At 55.6% G+C, this 14932-nt stretch carries 14 protein-coding genes; 8 read left to right on the forward strand and 6 right to left on the reverse strand.

Features of this window, described 5'->3' with window-relative positions; all coding sequences use genetic code 11:
- Positions 1–45: 45 nt before the first annotated feature.
- Positions 46–1272 carry a 3-hydroxyacyl-CoA dehydrogenase gene (locus tag ACTJKS_RS09555; protein WP_108181386.1) on the reverse strand — a complete coding sequence of 409 codons (1227 nt, stop codon included), beginning with the start codon at positions 1270–1272 and terminating at the stop codon, positions 46–48.
- A 148-nt stretch (positions 1273–1420) separates the two neighbouring features.
- Positions 1421–3349, reverse strand: a complete 1929-nt coding sequence (locus ACTJKS_RS09560) for a RecQ family ATP-dependent DNA helicase (protein WP_108181385.1) — start codon at positions 3347–3349, stop codon at positions 1421–1423.
- A gap of 246 nt (positions 3350–3595) precedes the next feature.
- On the opposite strand from ACTJKS_RS09560, the gene ACTJKS_RS09565 reads away from it, so the two are divergent.
- On the forward strand, positions 3596–3724 hold the full coding sequence (locus ACTJKS_RS09565; protein ID WP_260687873.1) for a hypothetical protein: 129 nt from the start codon (positions 3596–3598) through the stop codon (positions 3722–3724).
- A gap of 19 nt (positions 3725–3743) precedes the next feature.
- Here ACTJKS_RS09565 and ACTJKS_RS09570 read toward each other — a convergent pair whose 3' ends face one another.
- On the reverse strand, positions 3744–4247 hold the full coding sequence (locus ACTJKS_RS09570) for a polysaccharide deacetylase (protein ID WP_108181384.1): 504 nt from the start codon (positions 4245–4247) through the stop codon (positions 3744–3746).
- Positions 4248–4537: 290 nt separating this feature from the next.
- Between ACTJKS_RS09570 and ACTJKS_RS09575 the strand changes: the two genes are divergently transcribed.
- The 6 genes from ACTJKS_RS09575 (at position 4538) to ACTJKS_RS09600 (ending at position 10686) form a co-directional block, all read left to right on the forward strand.
- Positions 4538–4825, forward strand: coding sequence for a hypothetical protein (locus ACTJKS_RS09575; RefSeq protein WP_108181383.1), 288 nt, complete (start codon positions 4538–4540; stop codon positions 4823–4825).
- Between the two features lie 94 nt (positions 4826–4919).
- Positions 4920–6047: a hypothetical protein gene (locus ACTJKS_RS09580; protein WP_108181382.1), complete on the forward strand. Its 1128-nt coding sequence runs from the start codon at positions 4920–4922 to the stop codon at positions 6045–6047.
- A gap of 346 nt (positions 6048–6393) precedes the next feature.
- Positions 6394–6693: a hypothetical protein gene (locus tag ACTJKS_RS09585; RefSeq protein WP_108181381.1), complete on the forward strand. Its 300-nt coding sequence runs from the start codon at positions 6394–6396 to the stop codon at positions 6691–6693.
- 390 nt (positions 6694–7083) lie between these two features.
- Complete coding sequence (locus ACTJKS_RS09590) at positions 7084–7563, forward strand: helix-turn-helix domain-containing protein (RefSeq protein WP_108181380.1); 480 nt, start codon at positions 7084–7086, stop codon at positions 7561–7563.
- On the forward strand, positions 7560–8834 hold the full coding sequence (locus ACTJKS_RS09595) for a type II toxin-antitoxin system HipA family toxin (protein ID WP_440828821.1): 1275 nt from the start codon (positions 7560–7562) through the stop codon (positions 8832–8834). The genes ACTJKS_RS09590 and ACTJKS_RS09595 overlap by 4 nt, the downstream gene beginning before the upstream one ends.
- 232 nt (positions 8835–9066) lie before the next feature.
- Positions 9067–10686, forward strand: a complete 1620-nt coding sequence (locus tag ACTJKS_RS09600) for a TIGR04141 family sporadically distributed protein (protein WP_262947708.1) — start codon at positions 9067–9069, stop codon at positions 10684–10686.
- Between the two features lie 63 nt (positions 10687–10749).
- Here ACTJKS_RS09600 and ACTJKS_RS09605 read toward each other — a convergent pair whose 3' ends face one another.
- Together ACTJKS_RS09605 and hslO are read right to left on the reverse strand one after the other, a co-directional pair.
- Positions 10750–12291 carry a phosphoenolpyruvate carboxykinase gene (locus ACTJKS_RS09605; protein WP_041071255.1) on the reverse strand — a complete coding sequence of 514 codons (1542 nt, stop codon included), beginning with the start codon at positions 12289–12291 and terminating at the stop codon, positions 10750–10752.
- A 181-nt stretch (positions 12292–12472) separates the two neighbouring features.
- A complete protein-coding gene (hslO, locus tag ACTJKS_RS09610) occupies positions 12473–13375 on the reverse strand; it encodes an Hsp33 family molecular chaperone HslO (protein ID WP_041071252.1) in 903 nt (300 codons plus the stop codon).
- Between the two features lie 103 nt (positions 13376–13478).
- Here hslO and ACTJKS_RS09615 point away from each other — a divergent pair, with 103 nt between their 5' ends.
- On the forward strand, positions 13479–14282 hold the full coding sequence (locus tag ACTJKS_RS09615; RefSeq protein WP_108181377.1) for a phosphatase PAP2 family protein: 804 nt from the start codon (positions 13479–13481) through the stop codon (positions 14280–14282).
- A 167-nt stretch (positions 14283–14449) separates the two neighbouring features.
- On the opposite strand, the gene ACTJKS_RS09620 is transcribed toward ACTJKS_RS09615, so the two are convergent.
- Positions 14450–14857, reverse strand: coding sequence for an RNA-binding S4 domain-containing protein (locus ACTJKS_RS09620; protein WP_108181376.1), 408 nt, complete (start codon positions 14855–14857; stop codon positions 14450–14452).
- Positions 14858–14932: the final 75 nt, after the last annotated feature.

Here is a 14932-nt window from a genome sequence, read left to right on the forward strand (position 1 = left end):
AGTTTTGCGAGCAGTCTAAAGGCGAAACCTTGGTGGCTCTAGCAATCAGCGTTCGGCAAACCCCTTGCCCTGAGCCGCCAGCTCGCCAATCAAGCGCGCCGGTTGCCACTGATCACCCTGCCGCGTTTGCAGTGCCAGCAAGCGCTGATGAATGTCCGCCAGCCCCTGCTGATCCGCCCAGGCCATCGGACCGCCCTTGTCGGCCGGGAATCCGTAGCCGTTCAGGTACACCAGATCAATGTCATGGGCCGACCCGGCAATGCCTTCCTGAAGAATCTTTGCGCCCTCGTTGACCAGCGCCAGCAGGCAACGCTCCAGAATCTCCTCCGGACCGATCGCGCGGCGCTGGAAGCCCAGCTCTTCGCTGACCCGCAGCACCAGTGCATCGACTTCGGGATCAGGCTCGGCCTGTCGACTGCCCGGCTCATAGTGATAATAACCATTGCCGGATTTCTGCCCGAAGCGGCCCATCTCGCACAAACGGTTGTCCACCTGAACCTCCGGCGCATCCTGCCCCTTGCCGGCCAGCTCGCGTGCGCGCCATTCCAGATCAATACCGACGACGTCATACATGCGGAACGGCCCCATGGCGAAACCGAACCCCTGCAGCGCCGCATCCACCTGTTGTGGATAAGCGCCCTCGAGCAGCATCTTGCGCGCCTCCAGCACGTACGGATGCAGCATACGATTGCCGATAAAGCCGTGGCAGTTGCCCGACACCACACTGACCTTGCCCATGCGCTTGCCCAGCGCCAGCGCCGCTTCCAGTGCAGGCGGCGAAGTCTGTGCCCCACGGACGATTTCCAGCAGTTTCATGATGTGCGCGGGGCTGAAGAAATGCAGGCCGAGCACTTGCGACGGACGTCGAGTCGCAGCAGCAATCGCGTCGATATCCAGCGCCGAAGTGTTACTCGCCAACAACGCCTCAGGCTTGAGCAGGCCATCCAGCTCGCGAAAGATCTTCTGCTTGAGCTCAAGGTTTTCGTATACCGCTTCGATCACCAGATCGACATTGCGAATCGCCGGGTAATCCGCCGCCGCGCTGATCCGGGCAAGGCGTGCGTCGGCTTCGACCTGATCGATCCGGCCCTGACGCACATTGTGTGCATAGGTGTCGGCCACCGTCGCCAGTGCCTGCTCAAGCATCTGTGGATTGTTATCGACCCACTGCACGGCGATGCCAGCATTGGCCAGGCACATGACAATGCCGCGGCCCATGGTGCCCGCGCCGATCACGGCAGCTTGCTGAATATCGAAGGATGTCTGGCTCATGTTGTTCTCTTGTTGGCGATCCAAAGACAGCCTTCACCATAGTCAGGCACCGGACGTTTTTGAAGTTTATTACCGTGATGAGCGACATTCAGCGCATGGATAAACCCCAATCGCCCTGAAATCGCACACTGCAGGAACCGCCGACCTATCAGAGATGTTCTTGAGCCCAACTGCGAACCTCGGCGTACGGATACTCCTCCAGCGCCGCATACCCCGAAATCGTCCGTGCCTTTAACCTGGTGAACAACGGCACACTGATCCCGCACAGAAACCGCGTCAGCCGCTCCGCCGTCGGCACACTGCCAGTGTGCTGTTCGTGCCTGTGGATAAAATCACCGCACAGCGCCGCGAAGTTTTTATCCACAAGCGCTGGCAACTCGGGAGGCGCCGGAAGGCGTGCGACATCACCGTGGCACACCGAACAGTGCCCGCATCGCTCGGGGGCGTTGTGATCGCCGAAGTGCTCGGCCAGGCGATGACCCAGGCAACGCTCAGTGCCGAACAGATCGAGCATGGCGTGAATCCGTGCTATTTCAGTCTGTTCATGCCGGGTGAAATACGCATGCAATTCGGCGCTCAAAACAGCGCTGTCGAAATCACTGTGCAGCACGTTGTAGACCTCGGTCATCTGCTTGCTCTCAAGCTCGACCCAGCCCTTCTCCTGAAAGTAATCCAGCGCCTTCACCACCCGGTTGCGCTCAGCCGAATACTGCGTGTACATCGCTTCGAAATTCACCGTGGCCCAGGTGCGTGCGCGACTGGAGGTGTGGATGATGGCCGCGACGAAATCCCTGCGCTCACCGTCGAAACGCTCAAGCAAGGCTTCCGGCTCCAGCAGGTATTTGAAACGGTATTCGGCGTAATAGGCATAGCGCGGCGCGATCAAACCGCACAGCTCCATTTGCACCAGTAAAGTTTTCAGCGGCAACGCGCGAATGTTGCTCTGGTCGGCCAGCGGCCCGAGCAGAAACTCCCACTGCCCTTCGGCTGCGGCAGCCTGCATTTCTTCCAGCACACAACGAATCCCCTCACGCTCCGGGGTATCGCCGTAGACGAAGTTTTCCAGCACGTTGAGGCTGTCGCGGTTGGCCAGCACCAGGCAATCCGACGGCTGCCCGTCGCGTCCGGCGCGACCGATTTCCTGACTGTAGTTTTCGATGGATTTCGGCAAGTCGAAATGCACCACGTTGCGGATGTCGCTCTTGTCGATCCCCATACCGAAGGCAATGGTTGCGACGATGCAATTGGACTGCCCGGCCATGAATTCCTTCTGAATCGCCTCGCGCTGATCATTGGGCAAACCGGCGTGATAGGCCTGGGCCTGTATGCCGTTGCGCCCCAGATGCTCGGCGATGTGTTCGGCAGTTTTCTGCAGCGTCACGTAGACAATGCTCGGCTGGCCTGGACGCTCGCTCATCCACTCCACCAGGCGCCGGCGTTTGTCCTCGCCGCGTACCGGTTCCACCAGCAGATTGAGGTTGGGTCGATAGAAACCGGTGGTCACCACATCAGCAGCGGCGATGGCGAATCTGGCCTGCATGTCGGCGACAACTTTCGGCGTCGCCGTGGCCGTCAGCAGCAGGGTTTGCGGGATGTTGAACTGGCGCTGATAGTCCGGCAGCTTCAGATAGTCGGGGCGGAAGTTGTGGCCCCATTCCGAAATACAGTGCGCTTCATCAATCACCAGCAACGAGATCGGCACCTGCTGCAAAAAGTTGCGGAAACGCTCGTTCTTCAGGCGCTCCACCGAAATCATCAGAATCTTCAATTCACCCGAACGGGCGCGGGCCATCACGTCATTGGCATCATCGCGACTTTGCGCCGAATCGATGCTGCCGGCACTGATACCGTGACGTTTGAGGAATGCCAGTTGATCCTGCATCAACGCCAACAGCGGCGACACCACCAGGGTCAGATGCGGCAGCAACAGCGCCGGCACTTGATAGCACAGTGACTTGCCGGACCCGGTGGGGAAAATCGCCGCCGCCGAGCGCCCGGCCAATACAGCGCTGATTGCCGCTTCCTGCCCGGGTCGAAACTGTGGATAACCGAAAACCTGTTCCAGGGTGTGGTGCATGCGCTGTCACTCCGTTGACCGCTGTGATGCCAACAGCCTAGCGGGCGATCACAGCGAGTCGAGAAAAGGTCGGGGGTCAATTCGATACGGGATGATACAGCGCCGGGGCGGATCCCACCGGATCAAACAAAGGAAACAATTTGCCTCTCGCCGGCCTGACCGCAAGGCAGGTAACGTGCGCCGCATCCACGAAACGAGCGTCGTGCCAGGACGGCCGACACCCGTGGGTCAACTCAAGGAATAAACATGTCCGACAGACTGAAACTGCTCCTCACCCTGACGCTCGCATCGCTGTTGCTGGGCGGATGCATGCAACTCCCCGATGACATTCCGCCCCTCGCCATGCGCGCCACTGCAGATCACGTAGTCACCTAGGTCTCGTCGCAACGACAGGCTAGGGACGCAGCACGGCCACCCGAAGTTGCGCATTCAGTTCCTGTTCATGCACACCCTGGCTCTTGCTCGCCCACTGTGCATGGGCCGGACTGATATCGCCGGTAAACGCCGCCGCCAGTTGTCGCAGGTCCGCCACACTGCGCACTCGTGCACAGAACAGCTGTTCGCCACAGTCCTGACTGGCGTTGCGATAAATGCCCAGCAAACGCTCCCACAGTCCCTCGCGCACCTGTCGGATCGGTTTGAGCCGCACATGCGGCACATCCAGTTGCCGTTGCAGTGCGCCAGCATCCAGCGTTTCACTCGCCAACAGGACTTTGGCGAACATCAACACTTCGGCACGTGAAGCAGTATCGATGCGGGCCTGGCTGGACAGCGCGTCGGGCCAGCCGGTGCGTTGCAGATCGACAAACACCCAGCCGTTGCCGGCATCAGCAGCTACGGCCAAGCGACAACCCATGGTCCCCAGCAATAAAATCGAGGCTATTCGTAGCCACCGCATACTCAATTCCCTTTAAGCGCGCATCGGACGTTTGGAAACGTCCTACAGTTTCTGGCGCGCACCATACAGAGGATTCTCAAGAAACGCCTGTGAATCCCGTGGGAAATTTCTGCGCTAAGGGTTTTACCTCGAAAAAGCTGCAAAACCTTGTAGGGCAATTGCCCGAGTCTCGGAAAAACCCCTACGAACTCCGTCCATCACGGCGGTCTTGTGACCCCTTGCCACGCACTTCTATAGTGGCCGGCGCGGCTGCAACCACTGGAGCGACTTCGTACAGGACACGTCTGAACATGAACATGCATAACCCGCTGGCCAATCGTTATCGCCCGCTCAAAAGCACCGACGGCGATCATCCGGTGCTGACCATAGATACCCAAGCCAGCCACGGCGAACTGCTCGACGCTGCGCATCAACGCCTGCGTGCCGCCAGCGATTTGCTGGAGACTCTTTACTGTTTGTGTTTCAAACAGGCCGATGTCAAAGACATCCCGAACATCGTCAACGCCCTGTATTTATTGACCCAAGACGGCTGCGAACTTCTGGAAGTAGCAAAACTTCAACTTGCAAACGCTTTATAAAATCACGCGCACAAACAACGCAACAACTAACCACTTCATATCCGCAATATAAAAAACTAGCCTGCTTGCTCTTAATTCATTCAAGAGCAACATGATGAGCACATTGACTATTTTCTTTTGCGGCACGGGTTCCACCAAGTTCGACACCAGCAACAACAACTATTGGAACGGCGAGTTGGTGTCCACTCTCGCTTCGCACCACGCGGGCCGCGAGTTCGCCGAATGGATTGTCGTCGACGGCCCCGGCTCCAGTAACCTGCAGGCCGATGAGCTGTTCACCAAATCTGCCGACTACGGTCTCAGCGGCACGTTGTTCGGCAAGGGCTGGGAGGAAAACGTGCTGCACGCAATGAACATCATCAAAGGCAAGTGCGACTGGCAACGCCAACAACTGACCGAAGCGGAATACAACCGTCTCAAAGCGGCCGGTATTCCCATTGAAGATGTAAAAATCGAAGGCTCCTGGTTTTGGCGTAAATACAACTACGGAGAACGCAGCGTGACCCAGCAGAAGTTGCAGGAGCAAATCATTAAAACGTTCCGCAAGGATGGCATTATTCCCACTCAGGTCAACCTGGTCGGCTGGAGTCGAGGCGGTATAAGTTGCCATATGCTGGCCAACGCCATGTTCAATGACAGTGCTTTGAAAAGCATTCCGGTGAAGATCCTCGCCATTGATCCGGTGCCCGGTATCGGCAACTTCCAGGAACATCGGGTCAAACTCAACAGCAACGTCAAAGAGTACGTTGGCTTCTATGCCCGCGACGAGCGTTCGAAAGGTTTCAGCTGCGTTATCCCGCAAACGGCTACCGGTACGCGCACGCATATCTTCCCGATCCCCGGCCGCCACGCCACCCTGGTCGGCAACGCTGCCGCTGACGGCAACGCCGGCCCGAAGGTCCTCGCCGAACCCGGCCAATTCGTGCGCCACTTCGCCGAGACCTGCCTCAAGCGTTGGGGCACCCCGCTGACCAACTCCCTGAACCTGAGCGACGCCGCCCTGAAGCAATGCGGCGATGCGATGGTCAGGGACGCCGCGAAATACAAGGCCATGGAAAAGTACTCCTACACCTGGTTCACCGAACTGGACCAAGGCGAACGCTACGTGTCGCTGGGCAGCAGAGGTTTGCCTTTCTCGTCGGTGAAGGGCGGGATCTACGCGCCGGCGACCGGACTGACGACGAGTGTGCTGGATGTCGAGGGGTATCGGGCGATTCGTTGAAAACCGTGATAGATCTGTAGGAACGGCCTGCTCGAATCTGCATCCCGTTCCTACACGCAGCGGCGCCTTGTCTTCTATCGGCGCCGATAGGCCGAAACCTATAGTTGTGACTGTCGCTGCCAATTCAGCGGCTCGGGCTTGGTCACCCGATTGGATCATGCATTCGCGTCCGCTGTATGCTGCCGGCACTCAATTGCCAGCAGCGTTATGGTGGCTGTGTTTGGGACGCTTTCGAGCGTGCCGGGTATGTGCATGATCCTCACCGGTTGACCAACCCGAACACAGTCGCCTCCAGTCGCTTGGTCACGATGTGGTGGCTTCATTCGAAGCAATTGAGGATCTAAAAATGAAATCATGGAACGAGCTCCACTCCGATCGCTACCGCCCCGTCGACTCCAACCTCACTGACACCAAGCCCCTGGTCATCGACACCGATGCCAACCCGCAAGACATCCTCGAATGCGCCGTCCAGCGCCTGCGTGCGTCCAGTGACCTGCTGCAAACGCTCTACTGCATCTGCTTCAAACACGCCGACGTCGAAGACATCCCGCACATCACCCATGCCCTCTACCTGCTGACCAAAGACGGCAGCGACCTGCTGCAAGTCGCCCAGCAGAAAATGCTCAGCTGGAAAGCCCCGGCCTGAAGCTGAGTGAGCGAATCGCTCTCAGGCAATACCTGAGAGCGATGGAAAAAACGCAATCAAATGATGGAGATTCTCGTGAGCAAATTTTTTGATGAGCTGATGGAAAGCGTCAAACAGGCAGATGAAATCTTTCGCCGCGAGCACGGAGACCTCGACTCGCCAACTGCTCCAAAGATGCCGCTGGAAAATTGAAGAGCACCTTCAAAGCACACCGTTTCCTGACAATGACGAAGACAAATAAGTACCAAAATTATGCTTATTAGCCATAAAAACAGGTGGAATACTTCCAGTTAGCTGTTTCTGCCTCCACTTGTCTTGCCGAACATTCTTCTTAGTCTTAAGTGCTACTATTCTGGTAGTTAAGGCTTAAAAATGAAGGAATATTGGCACATGGCTAATAAGACAGCACCGCTCTTGCCCGCGACTTCCAGACTGCTTTCCGAGTTTGGCGAGCGCCTGAAGCTGGCCCGCCTGCGCCGTAAACTGACGGCCAAACAAGTCGCAGAACGATCAGGCATGTCGCTGACAACCCTGCGCTCACTGGAGTCTGGTGGCTCGGGAGTAACCATCGGTGCCTATCTATCAGTCATGCAGGTACTCGGGCTGGAAAAGGATCTGAATAAACTGGCCGAGGCCGATGAGATGGGGCGCCGATTGCAGGACGCGCAATTGCTGCCTGGATCAAACCCCCAACGAGTACGCGGAACATCCAGGATCAAGAGGTCGCCTCTGGTCGGCGAAAAGAGCACAAGAGTGGAGGAAGACAGCGCCTACATCGCCAGCCTGACGGAAGATTTTCCCCTCAACACCCACTCGCTTTCAGAACTGTTGAACAAGAAAAAAAGCGGCTCCAAAACAGGTGAAGAATGACGCGAATTGCGGTTTATGCAGATTGGGAATCCTTAAATGGCGCAAGACGCCTCGGATTCCTGCATGTCAGAAAGGCCCGTGCTAACGAAGTGTTCGAGTTTGAGTACGATCCAGCCGCACTGGCCGATCCTGAACTGAACTTCATGAAGCTCGATCCCCGTATCAACTTTTTCGAAGGACACCAGTTCCCCGGCGGGCACCAAACCCAGTTCGGCGCGTTTGCAGACTCAAGCCCCGATCGTTGGGGACGTTTATTGATGAAACGGCGTCTGGAGCGAGACATTCGAGACGGGCTGTTGCCAAGCGGCAGCAAGCTTTACGAATCCGACTGCCTACTGGGTGTACATGACCTCTTTCGCGTTGGAGGCCTGCGCTACAAGCTTAACGATGAAGGCAACTTTCTTGATGACCGCGACGGCATAGCAGCCCCGCTGTTTCTGGAGTTGCGCGCACTGGAGCAAGCGAGCCGCGCACTGGAAAACGATCCGGATAACACAGCACTTGAAGGACGCGAGTGGCTGAAAATGCTGATCGCACCCGGCGGCTCGCTGGGTGGCGCCAGACCCAAGGCCAGCGTCGCAGATCGGCACGGTCATCTGTGGATCGCCAAGTTTCCTAGCATTCGAGATGACTACGACGTCGGTGCCTGGGAAATGGTGGTGAATGCTCTCGCCAAGAACTGCGGCTTAAGAGTAGCGACTGGCACCGCTCAACGTTACGCGAGCCAGCATCACTGCTTCATGGTTAAACGCTTTGACCGAAGCAAATCCGGCGGCCGCTTCCACTTCGCCTCCGCCATGACCATGACCGACCGCGTCGACGGTGACGATGCCTCGAATGGCGCCAGCTACATCGAACTGGCTCGAGTAATCATTGAACACGGCTCTGAAGTCGACACCGACCTGCGCGAGCTATGGTCGCGAATTGTCTTCAATATTCTCGTTTCAAACACCGACGACCATCTGCGTAACCACGGATTCCTTCTCGACCCTGGTCGCGGGTGGCGGTTGTCCGAGGCTTACGACATTAATCCCGTGGCGAATGCGGATGGGTTGAAACTGAACATCACGGACTTTGATAACGCCTTGGATCTGGAATTGGCTAGAGAAGTGGCAGAGTTTTTTCGAGTCAGCCGGGAAAATACAGAAAATATCATCGAACGGTTTCGGGCCGTTGTTAGTCAGTGGCAAACCATCGCTGGGGTTCTGCGCCTGTCTAAGCGTGAGCAGGACAGCATGGAGCCGGCGTTTCGGGATTCTGGCCGACAGTAACACTCATGGCCAAGCAAGTAACTTGCAGCTCAGATGGCTTTTTAACACTTCGAAAAAAGCCACCTCATCAACCTAGTGAACTAATTGGTTGGCACACTGGCCATCTGATGGCTATGATCTAATCTTCCTCTAAAGCGATAAAATCCAATACAGAGGAATGAGTAATAGATACTTGGTGGAAAACGTTTTTGGGACCTTGAACAATCGGCAACCGGTAGACAGGGAGTAAAAAATGCCAAGAGCTAAAAAGAACAAAGAAAAACTTTCAATCTACTTGGCAAAAAACGACCATGCATCCGACATAGAGTTTGTAAAAGTTGAAAACTCAATCGCCCCAAAAACAGTAAAGCTTCCTACGGGATCCGCAACGCTTTATATAAAAAAGGAAGTCGATCCTCACCCCCCCAAATGGGCAAGTTTCCTTTGCAAGGATCAAGAATTCTCACCAGAAATTTTTGGACAGGGAAATACCGTCGGCGCGCTATTAGTAATTCGAGTTCATGGGAAAATATTCTCTCTAGCTTTTGGCTCAGGCTATCACTTGATAATATCCGACAGCATTGAACGCGACTTTGGTCTTCGCGTAACTTTAAACTCTGTAAGTCCTGAAAAGCTCAGAAGCCTGGACAAGTCAAACTATGAAGACAATCCACTGAACTCGAGAAATCAGAGCCCTAAAAGCGTAGGAATCTTTGAGCTTGAAATAGACTCGGAGACGGATATGCTTTACGCGATAACTGGAGAGTCCATGGTCAGCATATTCGGGACTCAAATAACTGGCAGAGATGCTCTTGTCATATGCCCAGAAGTGACTCTTGATACATTATCAGACATCCTATTTGAAGCGCTAGAACGCTTCAAAATGAAGCTTCCAGAAAACTTCGAATGGGTGGACAACATAAGTAAAATAAAAGACCCAGACGTTGCATTATTACTCGACATGGAGCTGGATGAGAGATTATCCGTCGATCAATATCTTGATCATTTTTGGCTAGGTGAGCCAGAAATCGTAGATTGGGAGTATCAATCGGGCTACTCATTTGACCAGCATTACAAGGCGGCAATACATCCGACATTAGAAATTAAAGAACTCGCAAGACATTTACAGACCAACAGTCAAGAGAAAATATGTACAAAAGCCTTGAAGAAACAACAAATTTTTATAGTTCACGAGGAACATCATAGCAATAAGTCATGGTCTGCATATCGCTGTCTTTACGCCGAAATAACATATGGCAGTGAACAATATATCCTTAGAAACGGGATATGGTACAGAGTAAATCAAGACTTCGTGAAACGCATAGACAACTACCTCAGTGAATTAACTCAGTATCAATACACCCTTCCAACTTACAACCATGAAAGGGAAGACGAATACAACAACTATGTCGTTGCAAACGACCCTAATTATGTACTGTTTGACAAAAAAACTATTGGACTTGGCGGAAAAAATGACAAAATCGAGTTTTGCGATATTTTAAGAAACTCTCGAGACTTAATTCACGTCAAATACTATAGAAGCTCGAGCACCCTAAGCCACTTATTCTCTCAAGGCTGCGTCGCTGCCGAAGCATTTGTTAGTGACAAGGAGTTCCGAAAAAGACTAAACAAAAAACTACCTGAAGAAATGAAGTTAGCTGATTTAGACATTCGGCCAGAATCAAAAAAATTCTGCGTTGTATATGCCATTGCCGTAAACCGAGAGATACCGAAAAAGCTACCTTTTTTTTCAAAAGTAACGTTGAAAAATGCTTTCAGAACATTAAGGGCTTTAGACTTTGAGGTCAATCTTGCAAGAATCGAGGTAGATGCTGTTCTTGCCTGCAAGAAAAAACACAGGAAGAATAAATGAGGGTTTATATAAGAAAAAAAGCCGCCCTCAAGAGGCGGCTTTTTCATTCACCAGAACTAAGTCTTACAACTTTGGCCCGGCAGCCTTGATCGCGTCGCTCACTTCGAACTTTTTGAAGTTCTCAATGAACAGACCGGCCAGGGCCTTGGCCGCTTCGTCGTAGGCAGCTTTGTCAGCCCAAGTGTTGCGTGGGTTGAGCAGGTTGGTTTCAACGCCCGGTACGGCCAATGGCACGTCGAGGTTGATGGTGTCCAGGTGCTCGGTGGCGGCACCGATCAGTGCGCCGCTCTGGATCGCGGCGATCACGGCACGGGTGGTCGGGATGTTGAAGCGTTTGCCGACGCCGTAGCCACCGCCGGTCCAGCCGGTGTTGACCAGGTAGACCTTGGAACCGAAGCCGCGGATGCGCTTGATCAACAGTTCTGCGTATTCACCAGCCGGACGCGGGAAGAACGGTGCGCCGAAGCAGGTGGAGAAGGTCGACTTGATGCCGCTGCCCGAACCCATTTCAGTCGAGCCCACCAACGCGGTGTAGCCGGACAGGAAGTGGTAGGCCGCTTGTTCTTCGTTGAGGATCGACACTGGCGGCAGGACGCCGGTCAGGTCGCAGGTCAGGAAGATCACCGCGTTTGGCTCGCCGCCCAGGTTCTTCGCGGAACGCTTGGCAACGTGCTCCAGCGGGTAGGCCGCGCGGCTGTTCTGGGTCAGGCTGACATCGGCGTAGTCGGCGTGCTTGGCATCGTCGATGACCACGTTTTCCAGGACTGCGCCGTGCTTGATGGCTTTCCAGATGACCGGTTCGTTCTTCTCGGACAGGTCAATGCACTTGGCATAGCAGCCGCCTTCGATATTGAAGACAACGCCTTCGCCCCAGCCGTGTTCGTCGTCACCGATCAGGTAACGGCTTTCATCGGCCGACAGGGTGGTTTTACCGGTGCCCGACAGACCGAAGAACAGGGTCACATCGCCTTCTTCGCCGATGTTGGCAGCGCAGTGCATTGGCAGCACGTCAGCGGCCGGCAGCAGGAAGTTCTGCACGGAGAACATGGCTTTCTTCATTTCACCGGCGTAACGCATACCGGCGATCAGCACTTTCTTCTGCGCGAAGTTGATGATCACGCAACCGTCGGAGTTGGTGCCGTCACGCTCAGGCACGCACTCGAAGTTGGCCACGTTGAGCACTTGCCACTCTTCACGACCGGCCGGGTTGTACTGGGCCGGGTTGATGAACAGGCAACGACCGAACAGGTTCTGCCAGGCAGTCTGGGTGGTCATTTTCACGGCCAGGTAGTGATCTTCAGCCGCGCCTACATGTACGTGGGAAACAAAGTGCTCTTGCGCGTTGTTGAACGCCTCGACACGAGCCCACAGCGCGTCGAACTTGTCGGCCGGGAACTTGCGGTTGATCGGGCCCCAGGCGATAGCGGCCTGGGTGGAAGGCTCTTCAACGATGAAACGATCGACTGGCGAACGGCCGGTGCGGTGACCGGTGCGAACAACCAGAGCGCCGGTATCGGCAAGCTCGCCCTCACCGCGTTGCAGGGCTTCTTTTACCAGATCATCAACACTCAGATCGGTGTACACGGCGTTATTGGCTTGCGTCATGAGGTTCCCCGTCGGCCAGTGGCCGAGTGTGCTCCAAACGTTTTGTAGTAGAAAGTCGTGCACTACTACCGCGAAAAAAGTGGGCCGGATTATGCCAGAAAAGCCCAAAAAGAGTAGGGTCCTCCCGTCGTAACGGCGAAATTCCGTCGTTACGCAGTGAATTTACCTGCGCTGAACCGTTTTAGTGCCGGGTATCTGACGGCGTGTCCACGCCTGCGCCAGCGAACAATTGAGCAATATCGGCCGCATCGAACAGGTAACGCTGGTTGCAGAACTGGCAATCGATCTCGACTTCGCCACCGCGTTCAGCCACCAGTGCCTGCGCATCTTCCAGACCCAGGCTGACCAGCGCATTACCCGAGCGTTCCCGCGAGCAGCTGCAACGGAAGCGCAGGTTCTGCACATCGAACAGGCGCACCTGCTCTTCGTGGTAGAGGCGATGCAGGACGGTTTCGTTGTCCAGGCTGAGCAATTCATCGGCGCTCAGAGTGCTGGCCAGCGCGGTGATGTGCTGCCAGCTGGCGGCGCGCTCTTCTTCGTCTTTCAGGCGGTCGGCCGGCAGTTGCTGCAGCAGCATGCCGCGGGCACGACGGCCGTCGGCGAAGAGCTTGAAGCGGGTGCCAACCTGCTGAGACATAACGAAATAATTGGTGAAGCATTCCGACAGGGTTTCACCGTCAAGGTCGACGATACCCTGGTAACGCTGGCCGATCGTCGGGTCGACGGTCAGGGTCAGGTCACCGCCCGGCATCAGGTCGGCAAGGGTCGCATCCGGGGCGATCTGCTCGGCGTTATAACGCGCCAGACCACGGATCTCGCGCTCGCTGGAGCATTCGATCATCAGCAGCGGAATCGGGCCTTCGGAGCGCGCCTGCAGAATCAGCAAGCCGTCGAATTTCAGGGTGCCCACCAGCAACGAAGCGGCCGCCATCAATTCGCCCAGCAATTGCGCGACCGGCTCCGGGTACGGGTGCTTGGCGAGGACTTCGGCGTAGCTGCGTTCCAGCGCAACCAGCTCGCCGCGAGTGTCGCTGTCATCGAAGATGAAGCGTTGGGTGTAATCGGTATCCGGGAGATCAGTCATAGGTCTGGGTATCTGAATTGATGACAAAATGGTTACAAAAGATGAAAATCCCGCGCTTCTCCGCACCCATTTGGTGCGAATGTTCAGCCACGGGAGGCATTTTATGAACAATCCGGGTTTGTTCCAATCAAGGTGGAACCTCGGCCGGCTGGTTCTGTGTAACGTGGTGCCTTTGGCGCTACTGGCTTTCTGGTTATGGCCTACGGGCCAGATGCTGTGTGTGATTTTCGACGAGTGGCTGTTCCGCTCACTCAATGCACCACTGGCCAGCAACCCCATATGGCTCCACATCTGGGCAATTGCAAGTCTGCGCCCGTTCGACATCGTTGTAGGTCTGATTCTGCTGACGCTGCTGATCAAGGGTGACTGGGTGTTCAAGGCGATTGACGTACGTCGCGCCTTTTTCGGTTTTTTCTCGATTCTGCTGTTGATGGTGGTGATTCGCGCGCTGTTTTCCAAATTCGCCGACTACATGGACTGGCAGCACAGCAGTCCATCGATGGTGCTGGAAGGCGCGGTGCACCTGAGTGATTACTTCCCGCACCTGGAAAAAGCCTGGGAACTTAAGGATCGCTCAAGTCAGAGCTTCCCCGGTGACCACGCTTCGGTGTTGCTGATCTGGGCACTGTTCATGGGCGTATTCAGCCGCTCGATCGGCCAGTTCCTCACGGTCTGGGGCCTGGCGCTGCTGTTCATGCTGCCGCGTCTGGTGGCCGGCGCGCACTGGGGCCAGGATGATTACATCGGCGGCATGCTGCTGGCGGTGTGGGCGTTGGGCTGGGGTTACTACACACCGTTCGCTTATCACGCCGCCAACTTCTGGCTGAAGGTGACTGCGCCGGTTTTCGCTTTACTGGGCAAGCTGCCGGTGGTTTCGCGGATGAGTGTGGTGTCTGCCGCGAACTGACAGTTTGCACACACCTGTGGCGAGGGAGCTTGCTCCCGCTTGGCTGCGTAAGCAGTCACAGAACCAGTCGACCCGGTTTTACTTTGAAATACATGATCGACTGGATAGGGAGTCCTTCGGCCTCCAGCGGGAGCAAGCTCCCTCGCCACAATGGTGTGCTGTGTCTGTCAATCGCTGTTGCTGTTCCCACGAAATTTGAACAGATCCCGCCGCTGCTTCTTGCTCGGCTTGCCGTCGGTGCTCACGCCCAGCGCCCCGGCCTTGCGCATCGCCGCTGCCGCTTCACGCTTGGCAATACTCGCCTCGGTCTCGGTATACAGCGTCTGCGCCTCGGGTGCGCCACGACGTACGATCGACAAGGCGTCGACCCTCACCGTGCGCTCTTCAAAACCGGTACGAATCTCGAATTCATCGCCAATGCGTGGCTCTTTGCCAGGCTTGCAGCGCTCCCCTCGGCAGTGCACCTTGCCACTTTCGATGGCTGCTTTGGCCAGGGCCCGGGTTTTATAAAAGCGCGCCGCCCACAACCACTTGTCGAGACGGACCTTGTCGTCCTCTTCGCTTTTTTGTGCCATGGAATTTCCTCATTCTGAAATATTGATGAACTGTACTACCGTTTCTGTCGTGCCATGAATGACGCCGCCGCGGAT

Origin of the sequence: Pseudomonas sp. 22189, assembly GCF_052045635.1 — a bacterium.
In the GTDB taxonomy this organism is placed as follows: Bacteria; Pseudomonadota; Gammaproteobacteria; order Pseudomonadales; family Pseudomonadaceae; genus Aquipseudomonas; species Aquipseudomonas parakoreensis.

Coding starts and splice junctions, on each gene's coding strand:
- ACTJKS_RS09555 (WP_108181386.1), bottom strand. CDS start 1,272: ATGAGCCAGACATCCTTCGATATTCAGCAAGCTGCCGTGATCGGCGCG.
- ACTJKS_RS09560 (WP_108181385.1), bottom strand. CDS start 3,349: ATGCACCACACCCTGGAACAGGTTTTCGGTTATCCACAGTTTCGACCC.
- ACTJKS_RS09565 (WP_260687873.1), top strand. CDS start 3,596: ATGTCCGACAGACTGAAACTGCTCCTCACCCTGACGCTCGCATCGCTG.
- ACTJKS_RS09570 (WP_108181384.1), bottom strand. CDS start 4,247: ATGCGGTGGCTACGAATAGCCTCGATTTTATTGCTGGGGACCATGGGT.
- ACTJKS_RS09575 (WP_108181383.1), top strand. CDS start 4,538: ATGAACATGCATAACCCGCTGGCCAATCGTTATCGCCCGCTCAAAAGC.
- ACTJKS_RS09580 (WP_108181382.1), top strand. CDS start 4,920: ATGAGCACATTGACTATTTTCTTTTGCGGCACGGGTTCCACCAAGTTC.
- ACTJKS_RS09585 (WP_108181381.1), top strand. CDS start 6,394: ATGAAATCATGGAACGAGCTCCACTCCGATCGCTACCGCCCCGTCGAC.
- ACTJKS_RS09590 (WP_108181380.1), top strand. CDS start 7,084: ATGGCTAATAAGACAGCACCGCTCTTGCCCGCGACTTCCAGACTGCTT.
- ACTJKS_RS09595 (WP_440828821.1), top strand. CDS start 7,560: ATGACGCGAATTGCGGTTTATGCAGATTGGGAATCCTTAAATGGCGCA.
- ACTJKS_RS09600 (WP_262947708.1), top strand. CDS start 9,067: ATGCCAAGAGCTAAAAAGAACAAAGAAAAACTTTCAATCTACTTGGCA.
- ACTJKS_RS09605 (WP_041071255.1), bottom strand. CDS start 12,291: ATGACGCAAGCCAATAACGCCGTGTACACCGATCTGAGTGTTGATGAT.
- hslO (WP_041071252.1), bottom strand. CDS start 13,375: ATGACTGATCTCCCGGATACCGATTACACCCAACGCTTCATCTTCGAT.
- ACTJKS_RS09615 (WP_108181377.1), top strand. CDS start 13,479: ATGAACAATCCGGGTTTGTTCCAATCAAGGTGGAACCTCGGCCGGCTG.
- ACTJKS_RS09620 (WP_108181376.1), bottom strand. CDS start 14,857: ATGGCACAAAAAAGCGAAGAGGACGACAAGGTCCGTCTCGACAAGTGG.